The 25,168-nt window shown below is 71.3% G+C and carries 27 protein-coding genes; 8 read left to right on the top strand and 19 right to left on the bottom strand.

The features are described 5' to 3' along the window. Positions 1-406: 406 nt before the first annotated feature. On the bottom strand, positions 407-1,270 hold the full coding sequence (locus H4W80_RS11825) for a DUF4386 domain-containing protein (RefSeq protein ID WP_225963377.1): 864 nt from the start codon (positions 1,268-1,270) through the stop codon (positions 407-409). Next, complete coding sequence (locus tag H4W80_RS11820) at positions 1,200-1,547, bottom strand: nitroreductase family deazaflavin-dependent oxidoreductase (RefSeq protein ID WP_318786818.1); 348 nt, start codon at positions 1,545-1,547, stop codon at positions 1,200-1,202. The genes H4W80_RS11825 and H4W80_RS11820 overlap by 71 nt, the downstream gene beginning before the upstream one ends. 227 nt (positions 1,548-1,774) lie before the next feature. Between H4W80_RS11820 and H4W80_RS11815 the strand changes: the two genes are divergently transcribed. Together H4W80_RS11815 and H4W80_RS11810 are read left to right on the top strand one after the other, a co-directional pair. Then, entirely contained in the window at positions 1,775-2,407 is a 633-nt protein-coding gene (locus tag H4W80_RS11815; RefSeq protein WP_192785136.1) for a TetR/AcrR family transcriptional regulator, read from the top strand. A 1,267-nt stretch (positions 2,408-3,674) separates the two neighbouring features. After that, complete coding sequence (locus H4W80_RS11810) at positions 3,675-4,022, top strand: cellulose binding domain-containing protein (protein WP_192785135.1); 348 nt, start codon at positions 3,675-3,677, stop codon at positions 4,020-4,022. Between the two features lie 161 nt (positions 4,023-4,183). Here the strand turns inward: H4W80_RS11810 and H4W80_RS60580 are convergent, their stop codons facing one another. Beyond that, a complete protein-coding gene (locus H4W80_RS60580) occupies positions 4,184-4,321 on the bottom strand; it encodes a hypothetical protein (RefSeq protein ID WP_225966528.1) in 138 nt (45 codons plus the stop codon). Positions 4,322-5,077: 756 nt separating this feature from the next. On the opposite strand from H4W80_RS60580, the gene H4W80_RS11800 reads away from it, so the two are divergent. Together H4W80_RS11800 and H4W80_RS11795 are read left to right on the top strand one after the other, a co-directional pair. Further along, complete coding sequence (locus H4W80_RS11800; protein WP_192785134.1) at positions 5,078-5,581, top strand: nucleotidyltransferase domain-containing protein; 504 nt, start codon at positions 5,078-5,080, stop codon at positions 5,579-5,581. Positions 5,582-6,114: 533 nt separating this feature from the next. Next, a complete protein-coding gene (locus H4W80_RS11795; protein WP_192785133.1) occupies positions 6,115-9,807 on the top strand; it encodes an nSTAND1 domain-containing NTPase in 3,693 nt (1,230 codons plus the stop codon). A 68-nt stretch (positions 9,808-9,875) separates the two neighbouring features. Here H4W80_RS11795 and H4W80_RS11790 read toward each other — a convergent pair whose 3' ends face one another. Together H4W80_RS11790 and H4W80_RS11785 are read right to left on the bottom strand one after the other, a co-directional pair. After that, on the bottom strand, positions 9,876-10,586 hold the full coding sequence (locus tag H4W80_RS11790; RefSeq protein ID WP_192785132.1) for an alpha/beta fold hydrolase: 711 nt from the start codon (positions 10,584-10,586) through the stop codon (positions 9,876-9,878). Positions 10,587-10,623: 37 nt separating this feature from the next. Further along, positions 10,624-11,163: a DinB family protein gene (locus H4W80_RS11785; RefSeq protein ID WP_192785131.1), complete on the bottom strand. Its 540-nt coding sequence runs from the start codon at positions 11,161-11,163 to the stop codon at positions 10,624-10,626. Positions 11,164-11,313: 150 nt separating this feature from the next. On the opposite strand from H4W80_RS11785, the gene H4W80_RS11780 reads away from it, so the two are divergent. The 3 genes from H4W80_RS11780 to H4W80_RS11770 are packed head-to-tail and all read left to right on the top strand — an operon-like array spanning position 11,314 to position 12,616. Beyond that, on the top strand, positions 11,314-11,796 hold the full coding sequence (locus H4W80_RS11780; protein ID WP_225966527.1) for a phosphoheptose isomerase family protein: 483 nt from the start codon (positions 11,314-11,316) through the stop codon (positions 11,794-11,796). After that, positions 11,784-12,020: a HypC/HybG/HupF family hydrogenase formation chaperone gene (locus H4W80_RS60575; RefSeq protein ID WP_318786817.1), complete on the top strand. Its 237-nt coding sequence runs from the start codon at positions 11,784-11,786 to the stop codon at positions 12,018-12,020. Before H4W80_RS11780 ends, H4W80_RS60575 begins: the two co-directional genes overlap by 13 nt. Continuing rightward, complete coding sequence (locus H4W80_RS11770) at positions 12,017-12,616, top strand: D-sedoheptulose-7-phosphate isomerase (RefSeq protein ID WP_192785129.1); 600 nt, start codon at positions 12,017-12,019, stop codon at positions 12,614-12,616. Before H4W80_RS60575 ends, H4W80_RS11770 begins: the two co-directional genes overlap by 4 nt. A 23-nt stretch (positions 12,617-12,639) precedes the next feature. Here H4W80_RS11770 and hypE read toward each other — a convergent pair whose 3' ends face one another. Genes hypE through H4W80_RS11710 form a run of 13 tightly spaced genes read right to left on the bottom strand, consistent with a single transcriptional unit; the run spans position 12,640 to position 22,197 of the window. Next, the gene (gene hypE, locus H4W80_RS11765; RefSeq protein WP_225963376.1) at positions 12,640-13,713 is read right to left on the bottom strand and encodes a hydrogenase expression/formation protein HypE; all 1,074 of its coding nucleotides are present in this window, start codon (positions 13,711-13,713) and stop codon (positions 12,640-12,642) included. Next, positions 13,710-14,867: a hydrogenase formation protein HypD gene (hypD, locus tag H4W80_RS11760; RefSeq protein WP_192785128.1), complete on the bottom strand. Its 1,158-nt coding sequence runs from the start codon at positions 14,865-14,867 to the stop codon at positions 13,710-13,712. The genes hypE and hypD overlap by 4 nt, the downstream gene beginning before the upstream one ends. Positions 14,868-14,879: 12 nt before the next feature. Then, on the bottom strand, positions 14,880-15,152 hold the full coding sequence (locus tag H4W80_RS11755) for a HypC/HybG/HupF family hydrogenase formation chaperone (protein ID WP_192785127.1): 273 nt from the start codon (positions 15,150-15,152) through the stop codon (positions 14,880-14,882). After that, positions 15,130-15,513 carry a hydrogenase maturation nickel metallochaperone HypA/HybF gene (locus H4W80_RS11750; protein ID WP_192785126.1) on the bottom strand — a complete coding sequence of 128 codons (384 nt, stop codon included), beginning with the start codon at positions 15,511-15,513 and terminating at the stop codon, positions 15,130-15,132. Before H4W80_RS11750 ends, H4W80_RS11755 begins: the two co-directional genes overlap by 23 nt. Positions 15,514-15,520: 7 nt before the next feature. Further along, entirely contained in the window at positions 15,521-15,628 is a 108-nt protein-coding gene (locus H4W80_RS64495; protein WP_376776106.1) for a DUF6893 family small protein, read from the bottom strand. Between the two features lie 6 nt (positions 15,629-15,634). Continuing rightward, the gene (locus tag H4W80_RS11745; RefSeq protein WP_225963375.1) at positions 15,635-16,456 is read right to left on the bottom strand and encodes a hydrogenase maturation protease; all 822 of its coding nucleotides are present in this window, start codon (positions 16,454-16,456) and stop codon (positions 15,635-15,637) included. Next, positions 16,453-17,370, bottom strand: a complete 918-nt coding sequence (locus tag H4W80_RS11740; RefSeq protein WP_192785125.1) for a hypothetical protein — start codon at positions 17,368-17,370, stop codon at positions 16,453-16,455. Before H4W80_RS11740 ends, H4W80_RS11745 begins: the two co-directional genes overlap by 4 nt. Positions 17,371-17,376: 6 nt before the next feature. Then, positions 17,377-18,018 carry a DUF6084 family protein gene (locus H4W80_RS11735; protein ID WP_192785124.1) on the bottom strand — a complete coding sequence of 214 codons (642 nt, stop codon included), beginning with the start codon at positions 18,016-18,018 and terminating at the stop codon, positions 17,377-17,379. A gap of 8 nt (positions 18,019-18,026) precedes the next feature. Continuing rightward, positions 18,027-18,245: a hypothetical protein gene (locus tag H4W80_RS11730; protein ID WP_192785123.1), complete on the bottom strand. Its 219-nt coding sequence runs from the start codon at positions 18,243-18,245 to the stop codon at positions 18,027-18,029. Continuing rightward, positions 18,242-18,877: a DUF5947 family protein gene (locus H4W80_RS11725; protein ID WP_192785122.1), complete on the bottom strand. Its 636-nt coding sequence runs from the start codon at positions 18,875-18,877 to the stop codon at positions 18,242-18,244. Before H4W80_RS11725 ends, H4W80_RS11730 begins: the two co-directional genes overlap by 4 nt. Further along, positions 18,874-19,329 carry a nitrogen fixation protein NifU gene (locus tag H4W80_RS11720; RefSeq protein WP_192785121.1) on the bottom strand — a complete coding sequence of 152 codons (456 nt, stop codon included), beginning with the start codon at positions 19,327-19,329 and terminating at the stop codon, positions 18,874-18,876. The genes H4W80_RS11725 and H4W80_RS11720 overlap by 4 nt, the downstream gene beginning before the upstream one ends. Continuing rightward, positions 19,329-21,134 (bottom strand): nickel-dependent hydrogenase large subunit, encoded by a 1,806-nt coding sequence (locus H4W80_RS11715; RefSeq protein ID WP_318786816.1) that lies wholly within the window; start codon positions 21,132-21,134, stop codon positions 19,329-19,331. The genes H4W80_RS11720 and H4W80_RS11715 overlap by 1 nt, the downstream gene beginning before the upstream one ends. 16 nt (positions 21,135-21,150) lie before the next feature. Further along, a complete protein-coding gene (locus tag H4W80_RS11710) occupies positions 21,151-22,197 on the bottom strand; it encodes an NADH-quinone oxidoreductase subunit B family protein (protein ID WP_192785120.1) in 1,047 nt (348 codons plus the stop codon). A 109-nt stretch (positions 22,198-22,306) separates the two neighbouring features. Between H4W80_RS11710 and H4W80_RS11705 the strand changes: the two genes are divergently transcribed. Then, positions 22,307-22,840 carry a DUF1440 domain-containing protein gene (locus H4W80_RS11705; protein ID WP_225963374.1) on the top strand — a complete coding sequence of 178 codons (534 nt, stop codon included), beginning with the start codon at positions 22,307-22,309 and terminating at the stop codon, positions 22,838-22,840. On the opposite strand, the gene hypF is transcribed toward H4W80_RS11705, so the two are convergent. Beyond that, complete coding sequence (gene hypF, locus H4W80_RS11700; RefSeq protein ID WP_192785119.1) at positions 22,830-25,160, bottom strand: carbamoyltransferase HypF; 2,331 nt, start codon at positions 25,158-25,160, stop codon at positions 22,830-22,832. The genes H4W80_RS11705 and hypF overlap by 11 nt on opposite strands. Between the last annotated feature and the right edge of the window lie 8 nt (positions 25,161-25,168).

The following is a 25,168-nucleotide window of genomic DNA, read 5'->3' as shown; positions in this document are numbered from 1 at the left end:
TGGCCGCCGAGTTGCGTAGACAACACCTCAGCTATCAGGAGCCCGCTCCTGTCCGCGGGCACATCACGCAAATGGCCTCGAGCAAGGCATCTCCACCCCAGCCCCTGCGACAAAATCGTTTGTCAGCAGGCTCTAAGAGTTTGCTTCTTGGATCTACTGGCTAACCGTTGCCGGATCGTCACGATTCGCGTATGCGTCGAGGTCGCTCAACCAATGCGGAGCGGGAGCGGCTCGAGTCGCTGCTGCCCGAGGGTGGCAGGCGGGGGGCGAGCGGCGGAACGACGGCGCCTTGGTGAGCGGCAAGCCCGGAGTGCGTCACGTGCTACGGGATCAGATGCTCCCTGGTCAACGCCTCACGAGTGGCGGAATCCGCAGGTCATCGCAACAAAGGGGGACGGCCTGCGCGTCAGCCGTGCTGGTGGGCCGTGGTTGATGTATTCGTAGCGAAGCCTCTTGTCATCAACCACACGGCGAAGACAAAGCTCTGCAGGCCCAGTGGCGCATTCATGGCCAGATAGAGTGGCGTGACCACGTCGGTTAGGCGAAGCAGCACCAAGAAGCTCGCCGATATAGCTGCTCCGATTCCCAGGAATCCCCACCCGGATAACCATCGAGGGACAGATCTCGACCGCCACAGAATGCGGAACAACAGGAGATCTCCGAGGCTCAGCGAGATGATCAATGCGACGTGATTGACCAAGTCGCGCGCCGTCCGCAGCAACTCGCCCAAGACCTCGAGGTGGGATGCGTCCGAAGCGCCGGCTTGGGTGAATCCATGGCCCAGCACAAGAAACAAGGGCAGGGAAATCACGCCTATGAAGTGGAACGTCGCTGCGATCAGCCTGAACCCAAGGAAACCAAGGCTGAGCGCTTCGTTCTCCGCCCTCAATGTCGGATAAAGGTACAGCGCGAACCCGACATAGGCGGGGATCATGATGGACTGAGCAACTGCGCCGACGATGACCTGGCTCTCGTGTGCGGAAATGAGAGCGAGATGGCGTGGCTCCTCGAGAGCGGGAACGATGCTCAGCACACCGGCGATCATGCCTACGATGATCAGTGTTCCCGCAATTGCGGTTGCCCGCCTGTTCGTATGCACGATGCCTGTCCTGTAATTGTCGTGGTGACGGAGTCTGTCGGCACCGGATCGGCGAGGTCCCCGACGCGCGAGACAGGGACTGCCGGGGCGGCGGCCAGGGTCAGCCTGTGAAAAGGTCCATGCGGAGGAACTCGGTGATGCGGAGCAGCCTCGGTGGGCGCGCCACCTCATCGGGGAGGGCCTGGAACGCCTCGTCCTTACCGACAAGGCGTGGGGCGGTGAGTTCCACCTCTCTCCCGTCGACCCGGAGCCGCGCACCTTTGGCCGCCAGGACGTTCTGCACCCAATCGGAGCGCGATCCGTACACCAGAACGAACAGGTAACCGCCGTCGACGGGATGCGCATCGAGCGGCGTGCGGTACGTGGCGCCAGAAATGCGACCGACGTGAATCAGTACCGGCCATTCCCCGCCGGTTATCGCGCGGGGGTTGAACACCCTCTTGTTCACGTGCCCCCACCACCTCGGCATCGGCATCGAAATCTCCTCTCGCCCCGGCGGGGCGCGTCACAGGTCAGGTGTTGGCTGAACCCTGGCTGACGCGAACCTGGACAGGCTTACACTCGTAAGGCTGCTTACGCATGTAAGGTTGGCTTACGCTCGTAAGGCTGTCAACTCGCCCACACCCCGGAGCCGTCGTGCCACCACCACCACCACAACCGCTGAGCAGAGGCCTCGTGCTGGAAGCCGCGATCCGGGTCGCGGATCGCGGCGGCGTGGAGGCGATCACCATGCGCCGGGTGGCGCAGGAACTGGGCGTGGAGGCGATGTCGCTCTACCACCACGTGCCGAACAAAGACGCGATCCTCGACGGCGTGGTCGACATGGTGTTCGCGGCGATCAAGCTGCCCGGTGCCGAATGCGACGATTGGCGCGATGCGATCCGTACCCGTGCCTTCTCCGCACGTGGGGTCCTGTCGCAGCACAGCTGGGCTCTCGGCCTCATGGACTCCCGTCGCGATCCGGGACCGGCGACGCTTCGCCACCACGACGCAGTCCTGGGCGTCCTCCGGAAGGCGGGGTTCACGCTGCCGATGGCCGCGCACGCCGTCTCGCTCATCGACAGCTACGTCTCCGGGTTCGTCTTGCAGGAGGCGAACCTGCCGATGACGACGCCGGACGATGTCGAGGAAGTGGCCGGCGGCATTCTCCGGCATCTGCCGGCGGAGGAGCTGCCGTACCTCACCGAGATGATCCGCGACCACGCACTGCGGCCGGGCTACGACTACACCGGCGAGTTCAGTTACGGCCTGGACCTGATCTTGGATGCGCTCGAAGCTCGCCGGAAGGCCCCTCGCTCGGGTTCGTGAGATGAGCCCCAAAGTAGCTTTGTGTAACGACAGCTACCGTTCGTGTTCTCAGAAATGAGGAGTTCTGGCACGCCGTGCCGATCCACCGGGCGGTGTCTGGTTTGTCCTCGCCCGCCGTTCCCATAGCCTCTCGCAAAACCGTTTCTCATAACAGCGTGCGCGGTAGGTTCTGCGAACATGAGCGATCTTGCCGATCCGGGTTCGAATGTCCGGCGTGCGAGGTGCGCCGATCTCGGCCGCCCGATGCGACTCCGCCGCCATCACCCGGCCCGAGGCCCGCGTCGGCGCGGTGCGAAGCCGCTCCAGCTCCGAGACTCGCCGATCGGCGGGCACCTGCAGCAGCTCGGCCGGCCTCGCCCACAGCTCCGGGTCGGCGCGCTCGGCCGGCGTGCGATATAAGCGGGCGTGCTCGGCGGCGCACCTCGCTGATCGGCCGGGGTCGGGGTGGTGATCCCCGCGGGCAGCAGGATGCCCTCGCGCAGCTGCCGGCCGCACTGGCGAGGCTGTTACCTTGGATGCCGGGTGGGGGGAGGGGATGGTCCGCCGGGTCCTGGCGGCGGCGGGGTTTGGGCCCGCGCCATGTCGGACTTCATGGCTCGGTCGGAGAAATCCCAGCTCAAACCCCACGCGCGAGTTTGACGCCCTACAGCCCTACGTGCCTGAAAAGATCATCTCGCTCCGACTCGCGAGAAGTGGCCGACAACCGTCCTCGACCATCAGCCCGAGCACGTCCACACCAGGTGGGCCGTCTCCCTCGCGATCGCTCACGCGTGGACCGCAGCCGTCGGCAAGCCCGTACCCCGTCCTCCCACCGCAGCACCGACGCCACGCAGCGTGGACGTGCTCATGCACGGCATTCGGCATCAGAGCTTCCGCATCACCACCAATACCTCCACCCACGCCGCCCTGGGCGAGGCGTGAGAGGACCCGAACGACGGCAGCAGCATCACACCCCAGCAAGCCCTGGCCCTCGCCACCCACGCGTTGGCGGCAAGCGCTCCGGCGGGATGACACGTGAAAGTTTCAGTTCGAAAATCCCAGGATGAGCCCCTGATCGGGAATGACGGCAGGTGAAGCCGTGTCGGTGCGCAGGCTCTGGGCGCAGGCCGGTTCCCGCATTGACCCCGGTCTTTCAAGAGAGGTACCTCCGAGGGGAAGCGTTCCTCGGTGCCGGGCCGTGCCCGCTCCTGCCGAAGGGTTGGTCATGACGAGACGACGTACATCGCGGTTGGCTCGGGTGACGGCGGCTCTCGCCGGAGCGATCGTGTTGATCGCCACGTACGCCTCTCCCGCGCAAGCGACGATCATCGCGTGCGAGTGGGAGAAAGTCAGCTCGTGGACCAACGGTTTTCAGATCAAGGTCACCCTCATCAACAACGGGATACCGGTCGACGGCTGGACGGCCACCTGGACGTGGGACGACGGCACCAAGGTCACCAACGCGTGGGATGCGATCGTGATTCAGCCAGGCCAGAGCATGTCGGCCGGCAACCAGTCGTACAACGGCTATGTCCCGTCGTTCGGCCGGGTGAGCTTCGGCTTTCTGGCCACCGGCGTCAGCGACGGCCACGGCGGCGGCCTGAGGGTCAACGGCGGACCCTTGCTGCCGTGCTGAGCTGCCCGCACCGGCAGCGCGTCTGCATGACCGGTTCCGTTGCGGCGCACCGCAGCACTGGCGAACAGTAGCGTCCCTTCCATGGCCGACACGAAGGACCACGGCTTGGCCAAGTGATGTGCGCACTCGACCGCCGGTAACCCAACTCCTCGAACGCGTTCTCAGACCGCTCGAACTTCGGCGAGCCTCTTGACTGCGAACTCGTCGCCCCAGCAGACGGCGGCTTCCCACGCGGCCGACGCTTGCGCGGCGACGTCGTACGCGCCGTCGTCCAGCCCGGCGGCGTTGTCGGGCAGCACGAGGTCGACTCGTCCCAGTCGATCAGCGCGACTTGATTCGCGGTCATGCGGACGTTGCCAGGGTTGTTGGGGTCGCCGTGGACGACGCACGTCTGACGCCCGGTGAGCCGCGCCCACGCTGCCCGGCATCGGGCAACGCCCTCAGGGGGCATCGTGCCGAGGTCGATCCTCGTCCCGGTCTCGGCGTGCAGGAGGTCGGTCGACGATCGCCAACCTGGGCGCTGCGGCCAGCCCCGCGTCAACCGATGCAGCTCGCGGAGCGTGCCGGCCACGCGACGCCAGTCGGCCTGCGTCTCGGGCGGTCCGCCCTCCAGGTAGGTCATCACCACCAGACCGTCGACGAACAGCCGGCCGTCCGTAGTCGGGATCGGCACCGGCACGGTCAGACCTTCACGGTCGAGGTGCTGGAGGAGCTCGGTCTCCCACGCGAGATCAGCGTCGCTCCTGGCACCGAGACGACCGACCGCGAGGTGCCCGTTGACGCGCACGCTCCACACGTCGTTGGCGACTCCGCCGGCGAGCGGTTCGATGCGAGCGACGTCTTCGCCCCACTGCCCGAGTGTTTCCCACCCCACTGGCCGCATCTTACGGGGGTTGCGAACATCACTGTTCTCAGCAAGGTCGAACCTGGTGCTCCTCCGGTCCGCCCGGGACGGCCTCACCCACGACCAGGCCCTGGCCGAGGTTGCCCGGCGGCGCAGGCGGGCCGTCGGGCTTGATCGACATGGCCCAGGCGGGGCGGGCAGAATGCCTCCCATGATGGATGCGCGTGTGATGCTACGGCTGCTGGCGCTGCTACGCGACGCGGATTGCGAGATCTGGGTTGCTGGTGGATGGGGCATCGATGCCCTGGTTGGCAAGGTCACCCGCGAGCATCGCGACCTTGACCTGTTGCACCGCGTCGAGCAGGAACCGCTGCTGATCAAGACGCTGGAGGCCGCGGGGTTCATCGAGCAGCCCGATGCCCAGCCCGGCCGACCCGCCCGGTTCGTCATGAAGGATCACCATGGTCACGAGCTGGACCTGCATCCGCTGCGGTTCGAGGCGGACGGCTCCGCCGTCCAGCAAGCCGACGATCATGGCGGCACCTTTCACTACCCTGCGGACGCCTTCACCACGGGCATGATCGAGGGTGTTTCGGTGGACTGCCTGTCGGTGGCCCAGCAGATTGCCTTCCACCAAGGGTATGAACCCAGCGACCGAGACCGTCATGACATGGCCCAATTGCGTGCGGCATTCGGTGTCGCCACCCACTTCTAGAACCTGATCCTGTGGTCGTTCTCCGGTCGCATCGAATCATCGGTAGGTGGTCTCCAGGGAGTTCTGGAGGCCCACGCGGTCGGCTCGCCGCACCTGATGCCGTTCAGGTCATCCCGCCGAAAACATGGCTTCATGCTCTGAACTGCTTCATGATCCGGGTAGCGGCTGCGACCATCGCGGGGTGTTTTGTCGCTGGTCTACCGGTTGGTGAGGTGCTGGTCCGTTCTGACCCGGTGGGCGAAGGTGTTCCCCGCGACCCCTGCGACGATCCTGCGTTGGCATCGCAGCCTCGTGGCACGTTAATGGACCTGCACCGACGGCCGGCGTCCGGGACGCCCTTGTACCCGCCGATCGATCAAGGCGTTGATCGTTCGAATGACGCGGGAGAACAACGAATACGTCGATCAACGTCAGCCCCTTCTCGGACAGATTCAACGCCTCCGACCAGCGCCGGGGGAGTGGGCGGCGATTATCCGTACAACTCCGTATGCGGCCGGTTACCATGACGGCGAGCCGGGTCCGAGGAGGCGCTCGTGCAGGAGCAGGCACTCATCACGACCCGCGAGGAGTTCGGCCAGGCGCTGACCCGGCTGCGTGAATCCGCCGGGGTGTCGGTGCGCCAGGTGGCGGCCAAGGTGGGGGCCGACATCGCCCCCAGCACGCTGGGCGACTGGTTCGCCGGGCGCGGCCTGCCCTCCCTCTCCTCACGCGACCTGCTGGTCGAGGTCCTGCGAGTGTGCGGGGTGAGCGACGAGGCGGCCGTCGAGCAGTGGCTCAACGCCTGGCACCGGGTACGCCGCGCGCCCGGCCGCCGCCCGGCGGGGCCGGAGCCGTACCGGGGCCTGGCGGCCTTCGAGACCGAGCACGCCGAGTGGTTCTTCGGCCGGGAGGCGCTGACCGGGCAGCTCGTCGCCCGCCTGACCGAGCCGGGCCTGCGGCTCGTGGTGGGCGCCTCGGGCTCGGGCAAGTCCTCGCTGCTGCGGGCGGGGGTGGTCCCGGCGCTGGGCCGCGACGCCGCCGTGTTCACGCCGGGGCCGCACCCGATGGCCGCGCTGGCGCGGCAGCGGGGCGAGGTGCTGATCGTGGACCAGTTCGAGGAGGTCTTCACGGTCTGCGAGGACCCCGACGAGCGTACGAGGTTCGTCGCGGCGCTGGGCGAGGCGGCGGAGCGGGCGGTGGTCGTGGCCGGCCTGCGCGCCGACTTCTACGGCCAGGCGATGCGCCACCCCGAGCTGCTCGCGGCGATGCGCTCCGGCCAGCTCGTGGTCGGCCCCATGCGCGAGGACGAACTGCGCGCCGCCGTCGTGGAACCCGCCCGCAAGGCGCGCATAGAGATCGAGAACGGCCTGGTAGAGCTGCTGCTGCGCGAGGTCGCCCCGGCCCGCGCCGACGGCGAGGCGCACGAGGCCGGCACGCTGCCGCTGGTCTCCCACGCCCTGTACGCGATGTGGCGCGAGAGTCAGGGCAGGCGGCTGACCATCGCCGACTACCGCAAGGTCGGCGGCATCGGCAGGGCCGTGGCCGACAGCGCGGAGAAGGTCTACCTGGGCCTGGGCGAACACCGCCAGGAGCTGGCCAGGAGGCTGTTCCTGACGCTCGTCCACGTGGCGTCCGACACCGCCGCCACCCGCAGGAGCATGACGATCGCCGAGGTCCTCGCCGACCACGACCCCGCCGTGGCGGCCGAGGCGGAGGACGTGCTCGACCGCTTCGTGGCCGAGCGCCTGATCACCGTCGACCTCGACAAGGTGCAGATCAGCCACGAGGCGCTGCTCACCGCCTGGCCCCGGCTGGCCGGCTGGCTGGAGAGCGACCGGGCGGGGCTGGTCGTCGGCCGCGACCTGGCCGAGGCCGCGGCGCGGTGGGCGAAGGAGGGCCATGACCCCGGCGCGCTCTACCGCGGCTCGCGGCTGGCCGTGGCCCGCCTCTGGGCCGAGGGCGCCGGCCCGCACGCCGCGCCCGGGCCGCAGGCCAGGCGGTTCCTGGCGGCGTCCGTCGAACGCCAGGAGGTGGAGGCCGCGGCGCAGCGGCGCGGCACCCGGCGGCTGCGCCGGCTCGTGGCCGTGCTGGCGGCGCTGCTGCTGCTGACCACGGCGGCGGTCGTGGTCGCGGTACGCGGGCAGCGCGACATCGGCGACCAGCGCAACGCGGCGCTGTCCGGCAAGGTCGCCAACGAGTCGGTCGCGCTGCGGGCGGGCAACCCGGCGCTGGCCGCGCAGCTCGCCCTGGCCGCCCAGCGGCTCACGCCGACCACCGAGTCGCGCGGCGCGGTGCTCAGCACGCCCGCCAACCCGTACGCCAACGTGCTGACCGCCCACGCCGGCGCGGTCTACGCGGTGAACTACAGCCCCGACGGCAGGCGGCTGGCCACGGTGGCGCTCGACGGCACGCTGCGGATGTGGGACGTGACCGATCCGCTGCGGCCGGGCGCGCTGTCGTCGGTGGTGGGCGACGCCAAGGGCATCTCCGCGGCGGCGTTCGCGCCGGGCGGGGAGACGGTGGCCACGGCCGGCAACGACAACACGGCCCACCTGTGGGACGTGCGCGACCCCCGGCACCCTGTGGAGCTGGCCACGATGGGCGGGCACAGCCTGGGGATCATCGGGCTGGCCTTCAGCCCCGACGGGACGCTGCTGGTGACCGCCTCCTACGACGCCACTGCCCTGTTATGGAACGTTACGAATCCCAGCAAACCGTACACGGTGAGCACGCTCAAAGGCGGGCCGGAGGGACTGTCGGACGTCGCCTTCAGCCCGGACGGCAGGACGCTGGCCGTCACCGCCTTCTCCAACGACGTCATGCTCTGGGACGTCGGCGACCCGCGTCACCCCGAACGCCTGCCCGACCTGCGCGGCCACACCAAGGCCGTGCTGGCGGCCGCCTTCCACGGCGACACCCTGGCCACGGGCGGCTTCGACAACACGGTAAGGCTGTGGGACCTGCGCGATCCCCGCCACGGCAGGCACCTGGCCACGCTCTCCGGGCACGAGAACGGCGTGGTCGCCGTCGACTTCAGCCCCGACGGCCGCTCCCTGGCCACCGGCAGCTACGACCGCACGGTCCGGCTGTGGGACCTGACCGACGTCCGTGCCGACCCGATCGTGATGACGGGGCACTCGAACACCGTCTACACCGTCCGCTACAGCCCCGACGGCCGCGTCCTCGCCTCCGGCGGGCGCGACGACACCGTACGCGTGTGGGACCTGGGCCGGCCCCTGCTCGGCGGCCACCAGGGCACGGTCTACGCGCTCGCCTACAGCCCCGACGGCCGCCTGCTCGCCACGGCCAGCCACCCGGTGATCAGGATCTGGGACGTGTCGGGCGATCCCCGCCCGCTGGCCACGCTGACCGGGCACGCCAACGGGGTCACCGCCGTCGCCTTCGCCCGCGGCGGCACGCTCCTGGCCAGCACCGACCTGGACAGCTCGATACGCCTGTGGGACCTCACCGACCCGGCACGCCCCCGGCTCCTGTCCGCGACGGCGGCCGGCATCGGCAACATCTTCGCCGCGGCCGTCAGCCCCGACGGCAGGAGCCTGGTGGTGGCGGGCGAGAAGTCCGACGTGTACGTCTGGGACATCTCCGACCCCGGGCATCCGGTACGCCGGGCCGTCGCCAAGGGCCACGAGGCCGCCATCAACGCCGTGGCCTTCAGCCCCGACGGCCGGCTGCTGGCCACCGGCGGCGGCGACCGGACCATCCGGCTGTGGCGCGCCGCCGACCTGGCCCCGCTCGGCGTCGCCAGAGGCCACGGCGGCACGGTCTACTACCTCGCCTTCGACCGCACGGGCACGCTGCTGGCCAGCGGCGGCGGCGACCGCACGGCCCGGCTCTGGAACGTGCGCTCCCTCGACCGGCCCGTCGCCGTCCTGCGGGGGCACGCCGACAGCGTGCAGTCGGTGGCCTTCAGCCGCGACGGCCGCACGCTGGCCACCGCCGGCGACGACCGGACCGCGATGCTCTGGAACATCGCCGACCCGGCCGGAGCCACCGCGCTGGCCACGCTGACCGGTCACCTCGGGGAGGTCAACAAGGCGGTCTTCAGCCCGGACGGCGCCACCCTGGCCACGGTGTCCGGCGACTCGACCGCCCGCCTGTGGCCGGTCGACCCCGCCGGCGCCGCCCGGCGGATCTGCGCGCTGGTCTTCCCGCCGATCACGCCGGCCGAGTGGCGCCAGTATCTGCCCGACGTGCCCTACGACCCACCCTGCCCGACGGCGAGCTGACCACATCCGCCGTCACGACCGCGCCGCCCGGACCGCGCCGCCCCGACCGCGCCGCCCCGACCGGGCCGTCAGGCGGGGCCGACGCTGGTCGCGATCGCGCGGCCCAGCTCCTCCGGCCGGGTGAACTGCGGCCAGTGGCCCGTGGGCAGGTCGACGTAGTCGACGTGGCGGATCTTGGCGAGCTCCTGCGTGAACGCGAGCGACTGCCCTATCCACTTCTGGACCATCTCGCTCGAGAACTCGCAGGTGATGACGGTGGCGGGCACCTCGTAGCGGCGCTCGTCCGACAGCCGCACCCGGTCGCTCGCGACCCGGGCCGGCGAGGGGATCGCCCGCTCGCGGAAGGCCGCGCGCAGCTCGTCGTCGAGGTCGACAAGGTCCTCCGCCTCGAAGAACCCCCAGTCGGGCAGCGGGATCTCACCGTTCTCGACCGGGAGCTCGTCGTTGATGAGGCCGCCGTCGCCGGGAGGCACGCTGTCGACGAAGACGACCCGGGCGACCCGGTCGGGGCGCACGTCGGCGGCGATGTGGGCGATCGTGCCCCCGCCGGAGTGGCCGACCAGCACCACCTTGCCGCCGGCGGGGTCGAAGGAGTCGATCGCCTTGACGACCGCGCCGACGTGGTCGAGCAGGGTGATCTCGGAGCGGTCGGCGTCTTTCGACTCCATGCCGGGCAGCGTGAGCGCGTGGGGGCGGTGCCCGGCCCGCACGAGCGCGGGGACGACCTCGTCCCATGACGAGGCGTCGAGCCAGAGGCCGGGAATCAGGATGATGTCCATCGCCCCGAGGTTAGAGCAGCTCACCGACAATATTCGACTACTCCCCGGTCAGCCCGTCCACCGACTCCCGGATGAGGTCCGCGTGGCCGTTGTGCCGGGCGTACTCCTCGATCATGTGGCACAGGATCCACCGCAGGCTGGGCGTCTGGCCGTCGGGCCAGCCGCGCTTGGCCGGCTGGCCGAGGTCGCCGTCGGCCAGCGCCTTCGTCACCGCCGCCCGCGAGCGGTCCACCGCCTCCTGCCAGAGCGCGAAGAGCTGTTCGGGGGTGTCGTCGGCGGCCGAGTGCCAGTCCCAGTCGTGGTCGGCCTTCCAGTCGACCGTGTCCCACGGAGGCGGCCACTCCGCGCCGTGCAGCGACCGGATGAACCAGTGGCTCTCGACGTAGGCGAGGTGCTTGAGCATCCCGCCCAGCGTCATCGGCGACACGCCGACGGTCGCCTTCAGCCCGGCCGCGTCCAGGTTCGAGCACTTCCACGCCAGGGTCGCGCGCTGATAGTCGAGGAAGCCCAGGAGGGTCCCGGTCTCGTCGGCCGCGAGAGGAGGCTCGAGGCGGCCCTGCTCATCCACTTGGGTCACGAGCCCTGAGTCTAGGGGCCCGGCCGCCGTCTCGGGTGGGCGAATCTTGCCGGGACCTTGCCGAACCGGTGGCGGGCAAAGGCGGGCCGTTCGTGGCGCACCACGGTGGAATGGGCGATGTCGTGCAGCGCAGGAAGGCGGGATGCCGAAGTGCTCGATCGGATCCGTGAGGCCGCGGGAGCGGCGCTGGTGGAAGACGCCGGCGCGGTCGTCGCGGCGGCGTCCGCCATGTCCGGGCGATTCCGGCGTGGAGGCAGGCTGCTGGCTTTCGGCCGGGGCGAGGCCGCCTCGGACGCGGCGCACGTGGCCGTGGAGTTCACCCACCCGGTGATCGTGGGCAAGCGCGCCCTTCCAGCATTCAGCCTGGGCGCGGAGCCCTCCGCGCTGCCGGTGCTGGGACGCCCCCAGGACATCGCGGTGGGGATCCGGCCGTTCGACGGCGACCTGGCCGCCGCCCGCGGGCTCGGCATGCTGACCGTCGCCCTGACGGCGGACGAGGAGTGCGCGCAGGCGGAGCACGTGCTGACCGCGCGGAGCACGGATCCGCTGGTCGCGAGGGAGATTCACATCACCATGTACCACCTGCTGTGGGAGCTGGTCCACGTGTTCCAGGAGTCGGAGTGCCCCGAGTGAGCGGCGAGCCCGCGGAGGAGGAGACCTGCGACTCCTGCGTGACGTGTGGGGATGTGGCCGTGGCCGTCCGGGTCGTGGGGCTGCTGCCCGACGGGCTGGCACGGGCCGACACCGGCGCCGGGACCGAGGAGATCAGCGTGGGGCTGGTGGAGGTCCAGGTCGGGGACACCGTGCTGGTGCACGCGGGCGAGGCGATCGCCGTACTCGGAAGGGACTACCGATGACCGGGACGCTCTACCCGTTCCTGCGGCGCGACCCGCTCGACCTGACGGCGTCCACCGTGGAGAAGGCCCGCGAGAGCCTGGAGCTGCGGCGGCGGGTGCTCGACGAGATGGCGGGCCCGCTGGCGGCGTGCGCGGGGGCGCTGGCCGCCGCCTTCCGCGGCGGGGGGCGGCTGTTCACGTTCGGGAACGGCGGCAGCAGCACCGACGCGCAGTCGGTGGCGGACCTGTTCACCGGGCGGGGTCTGCCCGCGGTGTCGCTGGCGGCCGACACGGCGCTCGTGACGGCGCTCGGCAACGACGTCGGCTTCGAGGTGGTGTTCGCCCGGCAGCTCGCCGCGCTCGGCGGCGAGGGCGACGTCGCCTGCGCCCTGTCCACCAGCGGCGGCTCGGCCAACGTGCTGCGCGGCCTGGAGCGGGCCGCGAGCCTGCGGATGGTGACCGTCGGGTTCGCCGGCTCCGGTGGCGGCCGCATGGCCGAGGAGCGGCTGGCCGAGCACCTGTTCGTGGTCCCGTCGTCGTCGGTGCACCGCATCCAGGAGGCGCAGGCGACCCTCTACCACGTGCTGGCCGAGCTGGTGTCGGCCGCGGCGCGGTAGCGGATCGCCCGCCCCACCAGGGCTCAGCAGATGCGGGGCAGCGGGTCGCCCACCAGGACGTCCACCACCCGGGTGCCGCCGAAGGCGGTGCGCAGCAGGACCAGCCCGGCCGGAGCCGCGGCGACGGTCCCGATGATCGCGGCCTCGGCGCCCAGCGGATGGGAGCGCAGCACCTCGAGGGCCCGCCCGGCGTGCTCGCCGTCGACCACCGTGACGAACCGGCCCTCGCAGGCGACGTAGAGCGGGTCGAGGCCGAGCAGCTCGCACACGCCGGTGACCTCCGGCCGCACCGGGATGTCGTCCTCCCGCAGGACTACGGCCACCTCCGACGCGTTGGCCACCTCGTTGACGACGGTGGCCACGCCTCCCCGGGTGGCGTCCCTCAGGGTACGGACGTGCTGCGGCATCGCGGCCAGCAGTTCGGCGACGATGGCGTGCAGCGGCGCCGTGTCGGAGACGATCGGCGCCTCGATGCCGAAGTCGTCCCTGGCCAGCATGATGGCGGCGCCGTGCTCCCCGATCGGGCCCGAGACGATGACCGCGTCCCCCGGTCGCGCGTGCGAGGCCGACAGCGTGACCGGCTGCTCGACGAGCCCGACCCCGGCCGTGGTGATGAAGCAGCCGTCGGCCTTGCCGCGCTGCACGACCTTGGTGTCGCCGGTCACGATCGTGACGTCGGCCGCCGCCGCGGCGGCGGCCATCGAGTCGGTGATGCGCCGCAGGTCGGCGACGGGGAAGCCCTCCTCCAGGACGAAGCCGGCCGACAGGTGGGCCGGCCGGGCCCCGCACATGGCCAGGTCGTTCACGGTGCCGTTGACGGCCAGGTCGCCGATGTCCCCGCCGGGGAAGAACAGCGGCGAGACCACGAAGGAGTCGGTGGTGAAGGCCAGGCGCTCGCCGCCCACCCGCAGGAGCGCGCCGTCGTCCAGCGGCGCGAGCAGCGGGTTGCGGAACGCCTCCAGGAAGACGGCCTCGATCAGGGTGTGCGTGGCCTTGCCCCCGGCGCCGTGGGCGAGCGTGATGCGCTCCTCCCTGACGACGGGCTTGCGCCGCCGGATCCGCTCGATGCGGGCCAGGACCTGCTGTTCGCGGTTCATGCCCGGCTCGCCTCCTCGGCCTGCGGCCCTTGGGCGGCGGTCGTGCGCATCTCCTCGCGGCTGAAGCGCCCGAAGTTGTAGTACGCGGCGCACGCGCCCTCGGAGGAGACCATGCAGGTGCCGATCGGCGTCTCCGGGGTGCACGCGGTGCCGAACACCTTGCACTCCCACGGCTTGAGCACGCCCTTGAGCACCTCGCCGCACTGGCACGAGCGCGGGTCGGCGACGCGGACCCCGGGCAGGTCGAAGACGCGTTCGGCGTCGAAGCGGGCGTACTCGTCCGACATGGCGAGGGCGGAGTGCGCGATGAAGCCGAGCCCGCGCCACTCGAAGTGCGGCCGCAGCCGCATCACCCGGCCCATGGCCGACAGCGCGATGCGGTTGCCCTGCCACGGCACGACGCGGGCGTACTGGTTCTCCACCTCGCACCGCCCCTCGGCGAGCTGCGTCAGCAGGCGGTGTACGGAGTCGAGGATGTCCAGCGGCTCGAACCCGGCGACCACCAGCGGCTTGCCGTAGTCGCGGGCGATGAACTCGTACGGCTGGCAGCCGATCACCGCCGAGACGTGGCCGGGCCCGATGAACCCGTCGAGCCGCAGGTCCGGCGAGTCGAGGATGGCCTTGATCGCCGGAATGATCATGACGTGGTTGCAGAAGACGGAGAAGTTGGACAGCCCCTCGGCCTCCGCGCGCAGCACTGTCATGGCCGTGGACGGCGCCGTGGTCTCGAACCCGATGGCCATGAAGACGACCTTGCGGTCCGGGTTGGCCCGCGCGATCTTGAGCGCGTCAAGCGGCGAGTACACCATCCGGATGTCGGCCCCCGCCGCCTTGGCGTCCAGGAACGAGCCCTGCCCGCCGGGCACCCGCATCATGTCGCCGAACGACGTCATGATCACGTCCGGCCGGCGGGCGATGTGGATCGCGTCGTCCACCCGGCCCATCGGGATCACGCAGACCGGGCAGCCGGGGCCGTGCACGAGGTTCACCTCGGCCGGCAGGTGGTCCTCCAGGCCGTGCTTGTAGATGGTGTGCGTGTGACCGCCGCACACCTCCATGAACGTGTATCGGCGCCCCGGCCGGCAGCGGGCGGCGATCTGCGCGGCCAGCGCCCGCGCCGTGCCCGCGTCGCGGTACTCATCGACGAACCGCATCAGAGGTCCTTCCTAGGCGATGTCCGAGGTGCGCAGCGCGTCGAGCTCGTCCTCGTACGGCTGTCCGAGCCCGTTGAGGTAGTCGAGCACCGCCTGCGCCTCCAGCTCGGAGATCTTGGACAGCGCGAACCCGACGTGCACGAGCACCCAGTCGCCGGGCCCGAGCGCCTCGTCGGCGAGCAGGCCGACGTTGATGCGCCGGCGCACGCCGCTGACGTCCACCACGGCGAGGTCTTCGTGTTCGGGCAGGCGCTCGACGAGCTCACCTGGAATGCCAAGGCACACCGGGCACCTCCCCGCCGGACGCGCCTGACGTGGCGAAGGTGAGCGACTCCAGGACCAGCTCGTCACCGCCGCTGATGTCGACGCCGTCGTCGCCGCAGCCCGGGCAGACCGCCAGCGTGTCCACCGACTCGGAGCGCTCGCCGCAGTTGCGGCAGCCGACCGTCATCGGCGTGATGACCAGCTCCACCACCGCGTCCTGCACGGCCGTGCCGGCCGCGGCCAGCGTGAACGCCTGCCCGAAGGCCTCGTCGACGACGGCGTGCCGGGCTCCGACGCGTACCCGGGCGGCCGCGACCGCCCTGCCTCCCGCCTGCTGCTCGATCAGCTCGACGAGCCCCTCGCACATCCCGATCTCATGCATGGTGTCCCTACATTCGCTCCATCTTGATGTATCGCCGGATGTCCGGCCATTGGCGGATGACGACCAGCGCCAATCCGCAGAGCACGACCAGCTTCACCGTGCGCGACTTCCACATCTCACATCACCTCACCGTGGGTGCCGGATCGCGGGCGTCCGGAGTGGCACTTTCCGCAATCATTTCCATAACCAGGGACTTCACTAGGCCGGCCGCCTCGCCGACCATCGCGCGCACCGGCGCGCTCAGCTCGAACGGGTCCTCCTCGACCGACGCCGGCTCGCAGCAGACGACCCGCACCCGCGCGGGGAGCCGGCCGAGCTGCCGGGCCAGCCGCAGGACCTGGACCGGGTCCATGCCGTGCGTCTCCACCGACGCGCCGTCCCCGTCCGGCAGGTCGGGTTCGAGGACGGTGAGCGTCCCGGGAGCCAGGCCGCGCGGGGCCGCGTCCACGAAGACCACGCCCGTGTAGTCCCGTTGCAGGGCGTAGGCCAGGTCCATGCCGCGGATGCCGAAGTCGACGACCTCCATGCCCGCTACGCCCGCCTGCCCGGCCAGGTGGCGGGCCACCTCGACGCCGAACCCGTCGTCCCCCAGGAACACGTTCCCGATCCCGGCCACCAGGACGCGGCCGGGGGCCGGGCGGCCGTCCTGCCCCCCGAGGGGCTCGATCTCCTCGGCGGAGTAGAAGAACCGGTGCCCGGGCAGCCGGGCCTCGCCCAGGTCGCGCCCGGGATCGTCGTCGAGCGTGACCGCGATGTGGAAGGCGCCCTCGTCGTCCTGCTCCACGCTCTCCACGACGGCCACGCGGCCGTCCAGCACGAGGTCGAAGACGTCGGCCTGCGCGCGGGGCCGCAGCCGTACCCGGCTGCCCGGCCCGACCGGCACGCCGGCGATGACGACCTCGTCCGGGCCGCGGCCCGCCATCCGGGTCCAGAATCCCGTCATTCGTGTGGCTCCGTCCTGCGCATGATGCCGTGCAACCGCATCAGCTCGTCGGGTGTGAGGGAGTCGCAGCGCTCGAGGATCGCGCGGGCGCGCGGGTCCCCGTGGCGGATCTCCTCCCGTTCCCGGTCACTGAGGGCGAGCACGCTCAGCGTGAGGAGCTGGTCGATCTCGGTCGCGTCGAAGAGGTCGCCGGGGCTCTCCGGCGAGATCCGCGGGTGGTCGTAGAGGATGATCGGCGCGGCCAGCACGGTGTGCCGGTCGCCCTCCGGCCCGGCCAGCACCGGCCAGACGCCGGCGTTGTCGCAGCCCGCCGCCTCCGCCCGCAGGTCCTCCGGCGGGTCCATGAGGGAGACGAACCGAGCCTGCGGCGCGCGCAGCACGGTGTGCGCGGAGACCAGCGTGCGCCGCATGGCCTCCTCGCGGCCGCCGCCGGGCCAGGGCGTGGTGTTGACCACCTCGACCGTGATCCGGAACAGGTCCGGGCGCAGCCGCCGCGCGCTCGCCTCGATCCGGCCGCACAGCTCCCGCCAGCCCCCTTCGGGGGACCGGTCCCGGGCCGGGATGTCGATCTTCTCGATGACCGGGCCGTGCATCAGGTCCTCCAGGACCAGGCCCGGCAGGCTCACCTCACGCTCCTGCGCCTCCTCGCCGGTCGCCTCCGGCTGTCCGGCGCGGAGCCGGGTGACGACGTGCAGGAAGCGTACGGACACCTCGACGACGTCGCGGGGCCCGGCTTCGAGCAGGCACTCGGTACGCATCAGCCACGGGTTGCCGTCATGGGCCCGCCCGTACGCCTCGGGGTGGACGCCGCCGATCGTCCAGCGGTGCCGGTTCTTCAGCGACGACTCCCGGTACGGCCACAGCAGGTAGCCCTCGTACAGCACGGCCTGCGCGATCTGCCTGACAGGGTCCATGGGGGATCAGCCTCCGCCCGTCTCCAGCAGCGACCGCACCGCGTCGTCCCAGCCGGGCAGCGTGTGCCGCACCCGGTGCTCGTACAGGCGGTCGAACGTGCCGCGTTCCAGCCGGATCCAGGCGGTGTCCGGGAAGTGGCGGTCCATGAGGTCCTTCCACACCGTCACCGGCATGCGGAAGTCCGCCTCGGTGTCCCACGGCAGGCAGGCCGCCTGCAGGCGGCCGTCGTCGAGGTAGAAGACGGTCCCGGTGAACAGGAACCGCAGCGGCACCTCGCCGTCCGGCAGGCCGTGCAGGTATTTGGCCGCGGCCACGTCGAAGTCGTACGTGCACGCGACCGTGACCGGCGTGGTCGTGCTGCCGTCGAAGGCCGGGACGTGGGTGACGGTCTGCGTCCACAGCAGGCTGGACAGGTTGCGGCCCCACTCCTCGGGCGGGCCGAACAACTCCTTGAGCCGGTGCGGCGCCTGCCCGTCGTAGCCGCGTGCGGCGGCGTCGATGCGGATCTGCGTGGCCAGCGTGAGCGCCTGGACGGGAGCGTCCGCGCGCACGTCGAGCCGGAAACACAGAGCGGGCGCGACGGCGGGCGTGGCGGGCTCGACGTCGCGCACCTCGATCCGCAGGGCCGGTGGCGTGGCCATTGACATCGGCGGCATCACGCGGGCGACAGGTTGGGCATGTCGGGGTCGATCGGTTCGTGCATGTGCGGGTTGACGCCGGTCGAGCGCCGGGCCGTGGAGCGGCCGTCGGGCAGGTGGCCCTTCTGCTTGTCGTAACCACCCATCGCGTTGCCCTCGGCCACGCCCTTGACGTGGGAGGGGGCGTCGGGGCGCACGTCGCGCCGCCCGGTCTTGATCGTCGACTTCTTGTTCACGCTGGACTCCTGTCGCTGCCGGCGGCCGGCACGGTGACGGACCGGCCGCCGAGGTCGGTGAAGAATCGGGTGATGTGCTCGCGTACGTCCTTGCCGCCCGTCAGGCCCCGCCAGTGCGCGCGGATGGCTCCGACGAGCGCGTAGCAGTCGTCCACCGGCACCATCCAGGCCTCGCTGTCGACGAGCAGGGCCTCGACGTCCGGCTCCAGCTGCCGCAGCACCGGGTTGTCGCGCCGCAGCAGCTCCCAGGCGCTCCTGTCGGCGGGCGCCTGCACCGCCCCGGCCGGGCTCGGGTAGTACAGGACCGGGTCGCCGGTGTCCGAGTCGTGGATCAGGAACACCGTGCGCACCGGGGCCCGCAGGCGGGCCCAGGCCCCCTCGTCCAGGCGGAAGCCGCTCAGCCGCCAGCGGCGCTCGGGCACCAGCCGGTAGTGCCCGCCGCCGGCCGCCGCGTGGTCGAACAGCACCTGACAGGCGCGGCACGCGCAGCGCAGCTCGCGCCCCGCCAGCTCCAGCAGGTGGCGGTGGACGGCGGGCAGCGGCTCGGCGCACAGCTCGCAGCGCTCGGTGCGCCGTTCCCGCCGGGCGGGCTCGACCGCCTGCGTGGCGAGCCGGCGCAGCAGGCCCGTCATGGCACCGGCGCCCGCGAGGCGGGGCGGACGGTCAGGCTCTCGACCGGGATCAGGGCCGCGTCCGCGACCTCGATCTCGACCCGCTCGATCTCCGGGGCCGCCTCGCGCACCGCGTCCCGCAGGGCCGAGGCCGCCCCGGCCGCCGAGGAGCGGCAGCCGGTCGGGCGGAAGCGCAGCCGTACCAGGTCGCCCTCGACGGACAGCAGCTCGGCGGAGCCGGCCAGCGCCTGCTCCACCCGGGTCCGCGTGTCCAGCGGGTGCAGGTCGTGCAGCAGGAGCAGGGGCGAGACCAGCTCGTCGGCGCCGAGGCGGGCCGCCGCCTCCTCGCCCACGAGCGTCATGACCCGAGCCAGGCCCTCGCCGTACAGGCCGAGCACCTCCGCGACGAGCTCCGTGGCGGCCGGGTCGGCCTTGTCGAGCAGGGATTCGATCCTGCGGACGCGCTCGTTCATCAGCCGGAGACGCTCGCGCCGAACGTGGGCGAGTGCACCTGCTTGAGCACCTTGCCGTCGCCGAGGTACATGTGCACCCCGCAGGGCAGGCACGGGTCGAAGCTGCGCACGGTACGCATGATGTCGATGCCCTTGAACGAGTCGGCGCCGTTCTCCTCGAAGATCGGCAGCCCCTGCACCGCGTCCTCGTACGGGCCCGGCGTGCCGTGCATGTCGCGCGGGCTGGCGTTCCACGGCGTCGGCGGGTACGGGTGGTAGTTGGCGATCTTCCCCTCCCGGATCACCACGTGGTGCGACAGCACGCCGCGCACCGCCTCGTGGAAGCCGACGCCGATCGCCTCGTCCGGCACCTCGAAGTCGGTGAACACCTGCGTGCGCCCGGCCCTGACCTCGCCCATCGCCTGCTCGTAGAAGTAGACGGCCATCGCCGCCGCGTACGCCACGAAGTAGGCGCGGGCGCGGTTGCGCTCGATGGTGTTCGCCCAGCGCGGGATCTTCCACTCCAGCCGCATCTCCGGCAGGGCGGCGCTCTTGGGCAGGTTGATCTCCACGCTCTGGCCGGTGGCCCGCACCGTGCCGGTGTCGACGAGACCGGCCAGCGCCGTGGTCCACAGCCGGGCCAGCGGGCCGCCGCCGGTGTCGAGCGCCAGGTGGTCGCCGGTGCGCTTGTCGTACCAGCGGGGGCTCATCACCCAGCTGTAGTTGCCGCTCTCCAGGTCGCGCTTCTGCGGCTTGGGCAGGGTCGTCTGGTTCCACGGGTGGCGCTGGTCCACCGGGTTGCCCAGCGGGTCGTGGGTGACGAACGTCTCCTCGGCCTGCCAGTCGTCGTAGTAGGAGCTGCCCAGCAGGATCCTGATGCCGAGGTTGATGTCCACCAGGTTCGTCGTGATCAGCTCGCCGTCCACCACGATGCCCGGCGTGACGAACATCCGGCGGCCCCACCGGTCCATGTTCCGGTAGTCGTAGTCGACCACCGCCGGGTCCTGGAAGGCGCCCCAGCAGCCGAGCATCACGCGCCGGCGGCCGACCTCCTCGTAGCCGGGCATCGCCTCGTAGAAGAAGTCGAAGAGGTCGTCGTTCATCGGGACGGCCTTCTTGACGAAGTCGAGCACCCGCAGCAGCCGCACCATGTAGTCGGTGAACACCTGCGGGGTGGCCACGGTGCCCACGCCGCCGGGGTAGAGCGTGGACGGGTGCACGTGCCGGCCCTCCATCAGGCAGCACATCTCCCTGGTGATCCGGCTCACCTGCAGCGCCTCGCGATAGAGGTCGCCGCTGAACGGGTTGCAGGCGCGCATGATGTCGGCGATCGTCCGGTAGCCGTGGATCGCGGAGTTGGGCGCCTGGGTCTGCTCGGCCCGGCGCAGCAGGCTCGGGTTCGTCTCCTTGACCATCTGCTCGCAGTAGTCGACGAAGACGAGGTTGTCCTGGAAGAGCGTGTGGTCGAACATGTACTCGGCGGCTTCGCCGAGGTTGATGATCCAGTCAGCCAGTGGCGGGGGCTTGATGCCGTACGCCATGTTCTGGGCGTAGATCGAGCAGACCGCGTGGTTGTCGCCGCAGATGCCGCAGATGCGGCTGGTGATGAAGTGGGCGTCGCGCGGGTCCTTGCCTCTCATGAACACGCTGTAGCCGCGGAACAGCGACGAGGTGCTCTTGCACTCGACGACCTCGCGGTTCTTGAAATCGATCTTCGTGTAGATGCCCAGGTTCCCGATGATCCGGGTGATCGGATCCCAGGACATCTCCACCAGCTCGCGGGCCTCGCCCTTGAGCTGCTTCTCACCTGCCGTACGGATTGCCACCTCGCCGCTCTCCCTCTCAACCGTTTCCCCAGCGCGGGTCGAACCCGCTCGTCAGCCTGCGGCGGTTGTGGCGCCACTTCGGCTCCTTGTTCGCTGCCTTGTTGGTGATGCCGCGAAGCCTGCGGATCATCGCGCCGTACGCGCTGCTCATCGCGACCGAGACGGCCGCGCCCGGAGGCTCGTCCATGAAGGGCATGAACTTGTCGGGGAAGCCGGGCATGGTGCAGGCGATGCAGATGCCGCCCACGTTCGGGCAGCCGCCGACGCCGTCCATCCAGCCGCGCTTGGTGACGTTGCAGTTGACCACCGGTCCCCAGCAGCCGACGCGCACGAGGCACTTGGGGGAGTTGTAGTCGAGGGCGAAGTCGCCCTGCTCGTAGTAGCCGGCCCGGTCGCAGCCCTCGTGCACGGTCTTGCCGAACAGCCACGTGGGACGCAGCATCTCGTCGAGCGGGATCGTCGGCGCCATGCCCGCCGCCTGGTACAGCAGCCAGGTCAGCGTCTCGGTGAAGTTGTCCGGCTGGACGGGACAGCCGGGCACGTTGACGATGGGCAGCCCGCCCGCGGAGCGGAAGTCGCGGCCCAGGTAGTCGGCCAGCCCCATGCATCCGGTCGGGTTGCCGGCCATGGCGTGGATGCCGCCGTACGTCGCGCAGGTGCCGATCGCGACCACGGCCCAGGCCTTGGGCGCGAGCCGGTCGATCCACTCGTTGACCGTGATGGGCTGGCCGGTGGCCGGGTCGTTGCCCATCGACGTCCAGTAGCCCTCGCCGTTGATCTTCTCGTTCGGGATGGAACCCTCGACCACGAAGATGAACGGGCCGAGCTCGCCCTGGTGGGCCTGGTGGAACGGGGCCATGAAGGCGTCACCCGTCTCCTTGGCCAGCACCTTGTTGTGCAGGTGCACCTTGGGCAGCCCCGGTACGAGCCCGAGCAGGACGTCCTCCAGGCTCGGCAGCGTGGCGGCGGTGACCGAGACCGTGTCGCCGTCGCAGCTCATGCCCTCCGAGGTCCACAGGATGTGCACCTCGTCCAATGCTTTCGGTGTTTGTGTGGTTGTCATGGCCCAAGCCCCCTTCTTGGCCCGCGTAGAGGTTTAGGCCCCCATATCGTTGGTATCCGACCTGCGACTCTACGTAGCGGACATACCGTGATGACGGAGGTTGTAAACCATGACGCAGACCCTGCCAACCCACACCGGCACCCGCGATGAGCTGCGCCAACACGTCTCGACCCGGCCCGCGCAGACCCTGATCCGCGCCGCCGCCCGGGGAGCCATCGGCTCCATGGCGATGTCCGGACTGCGGCAGTTCACGACGGCGGTCGGCCTCGTGGCGAAGGTGCCGCCCGAGGCCGTGCTGGAGCGCACCGTCCCGCGGTTGTTCCGCCGGGTGCCCCACCGGCGGCGTCCCGCGATGGTGGAGCTGACACACTGGGGGTACGGCACGGCCGGAGGAGCGCTGTACGGGCTGCTGCCCCACGGGCTGCGCCGCCGCCCCTGGGCGGGACCGGCCTACGGCGTGGCGTTCTGGCTCGCCTTCGAGGCGGCCATCGCGCCCGCCCTCGGCCTGCCGCGCCATCCCCGCACCACGACGGAGCGCCTGGCGCTGCTGGCCGACCACCTGCTGTACGGGGTCGTGGTCGGCGCCTCCCCGTGGCCTCACCGGGACGTGCCGGAGAGCCCCGTGGAGCGCCCTACGGACTGACCGGGCCGAGCCGGTCCCTGGCGGCGGCGACGGCCACCTGGCCGAGGCTGATGCCGCCGTCGTTGGCCGGAACGCCGGAGTGGGTGAGCACCCGGAACCCGGCCTCGCCCAGCCGGTCCACCGTGCGCCGCAGCAGCAGCAGGTTCTGGAAGACGCCGCCGGACAGCGCGACCGTCGTCAGCCCCGTCCCCTCGCGCAGCATCCGGCAGCAGCGCACGATGACCTCGCTCACGCCGTTGTGGAAGCGGGCGGAGATGACCGGCACGCCGACGCCCGCGGCCAGGTCCGCCACGGCGGCCCGTACCAGGTCCGAGCCGGCCACCACCAGCACGCCGCCGTCGCTGGAGACGGCCGCCGGGTAGCCGCCGCGCTCGGCGGGGTCGGCGAGCTGCTCCAGCTCGATCGCGGCCTGCCCCTCGTACGTGACGGCGTCGCGCACGCCGAGCACCGCCGCCACCGCGTCGAACAGGCGGCCCGCGCTCGACGTCAGCGGCGCGGCCGGCCCGCCGCGCCGGGCCAGCGCGCTCACCTGCCCCCACCGCCCCTCGTTGCGCCTGGCCACGGCCGGCGCCTCGCCCTCGCCGTCCAGGTACGCGGCGGCCATCCGCCACGGCTGCCTGATCGCCGCGCCGCCGCCCGGCATCGGCACGGGCGCCAGATGCCCGGCCCGCTCGAACGTCGCCAGGTCGGCCAGCAGGAACTCGCCGCCCCACAGGGTCCCGTCGAGTCCGTAGCCGAGCCCGTCGAACGCGACCCCGATCACCCGGCCGTGCTCGCCGTTGTCGGCCAGGCAGGCGGCGACGTGCGCGTGGTGGTGCTGGACGGCGACCAGCTCGACGTCCGGCAGGCCCAGGGCGTGCTTGGTGGACAGGTACTCCGGGTGCAGGTCGTGGGCCACCACCTCGGGACGCACGTCGAACAGCGCGGCGAAATGCTCGATCCCTTCGACGTACGACCGGAAGGTCTCGTAGTCCTCCAGGTCGCCGATGTGCGGGGAGACGAACGCGTGCCGCCCCTTCGCCAGGCAGAAGGTGTTCTTCAGCTCGGCGCCGCAGCCGAGGATCGGCCGGGGCGCCTCCCCGGCCAGCGTGAACGGGCGCGGGGCGTGGCCGCGCGAGCGCCGCACGGCCATCCCCTTGCCCCGGAAGGGCCGCACCACCGAGTCGTCGGCGCGCAGGTGGATCGGGCGGTCATGCGTGAGGAACGCGTCCGCGAGGCCGCCGAGCCGCTCCAGCGCGTCGCGGTCGTCGTAGGCGATCGGCTCGTCCGAGCGGTTGCCGCTGGTCAGCACGATCGGGGCGCCCGCCTCGGCGAGCAGCAGGTGGTGCAGCGGCGTGTACGGCAGCATCAGCCCGAGGTGACGGCTCCCCGGCGCGACCGCCCCGGCCACCTCCCCGCCGACCTCCCCGCCGACCTCCCCGCCGACCTCCCCGCCCACCGCCGCGCCTTTCGCCGCGTCCGTGCGGCGTGGGAGCAGGACGATGGGACGCGCGCGGTCGGTCAGGAGCGCGGCTCCGGCCTCGTCCACCTCGCACAGCCGCCGGGCCTCGGCCAGGTCGGCGACCATGACGGCGAACGGCTTGTCCTCGCGCCGCTTGCGCCGCCGCAGCTCGGCGGCGGCGCCCTCGTGGGCGGCGAGCACCGACAGGTGGTAGCCGCCGAGCCCCTTCACCGCCAGCACCCCGCCCCGGCGCAGCACCTCCACGGCCTCGGCCAGCGGGTCGGCGGGTCCGGCCAGGGAGTCGCCCGCCGCGCCGACGAGCCTGAGCGTCGGGCCGCACGTCGGGCAGCAGATCGGCTGCGCGTGGAAGCGCCGGTCGGCCGGATCGTGGTACTCGGCCCGGCAGTCGTCGCACATCGCGAACCCGGCCATCGTGGTCAGCGGCCGGTCGTACGGCATCGCCCGCACGATCGTCAGCCTCGGCCCGCAGTTGACGCAGTTGACGAACGGGTAGCGGTAGCGCCGGTCGGCGGGGTCGGCCAGCTCCGCCAGGCAGTCGGCGCAGGTCGCGATGTCGGGCGACACCAGCGTGCGCGACGCCCCCGACGGGTCGCTCGCGACGATCCGGAACCGGCCGTCGGCGCGCACCGCACGGGAGGTGACGGTCACCCGCTCGATCGCGGCCAGCGGGGGCGCGTCGCGCTCCAGCCGTACCAGGAACTCCGCGATCTGGCCGCGCCCGCCCTCCAGCTCGACGAAGACGCCGTGCGCGTCGTTGCCCACCTGCCCCGCCAGCCCGAGCCGCGTGGCCAGCCCGTGCACGAACGGCCGGAACCCCACCCCCTGAACGACGCCCTCGACCCGGACCCGCACCCCCATCGGGCCAG

Source organism: Nonomuraea angiospora (assembly GCF_014873145.1).
GTDB classification, from domain to species: domain Bacteria; phylum Actinomycetota; class Actinomycetes; order Streptosporangiales; family Streptosporangiaceae; genus Nonomuraea; species Nonomuraea angiospora.
Note: the sequence above shows the minus strand (reverse complement) of the source record. Positions and strands in the feature narration are given on the sequence as shown.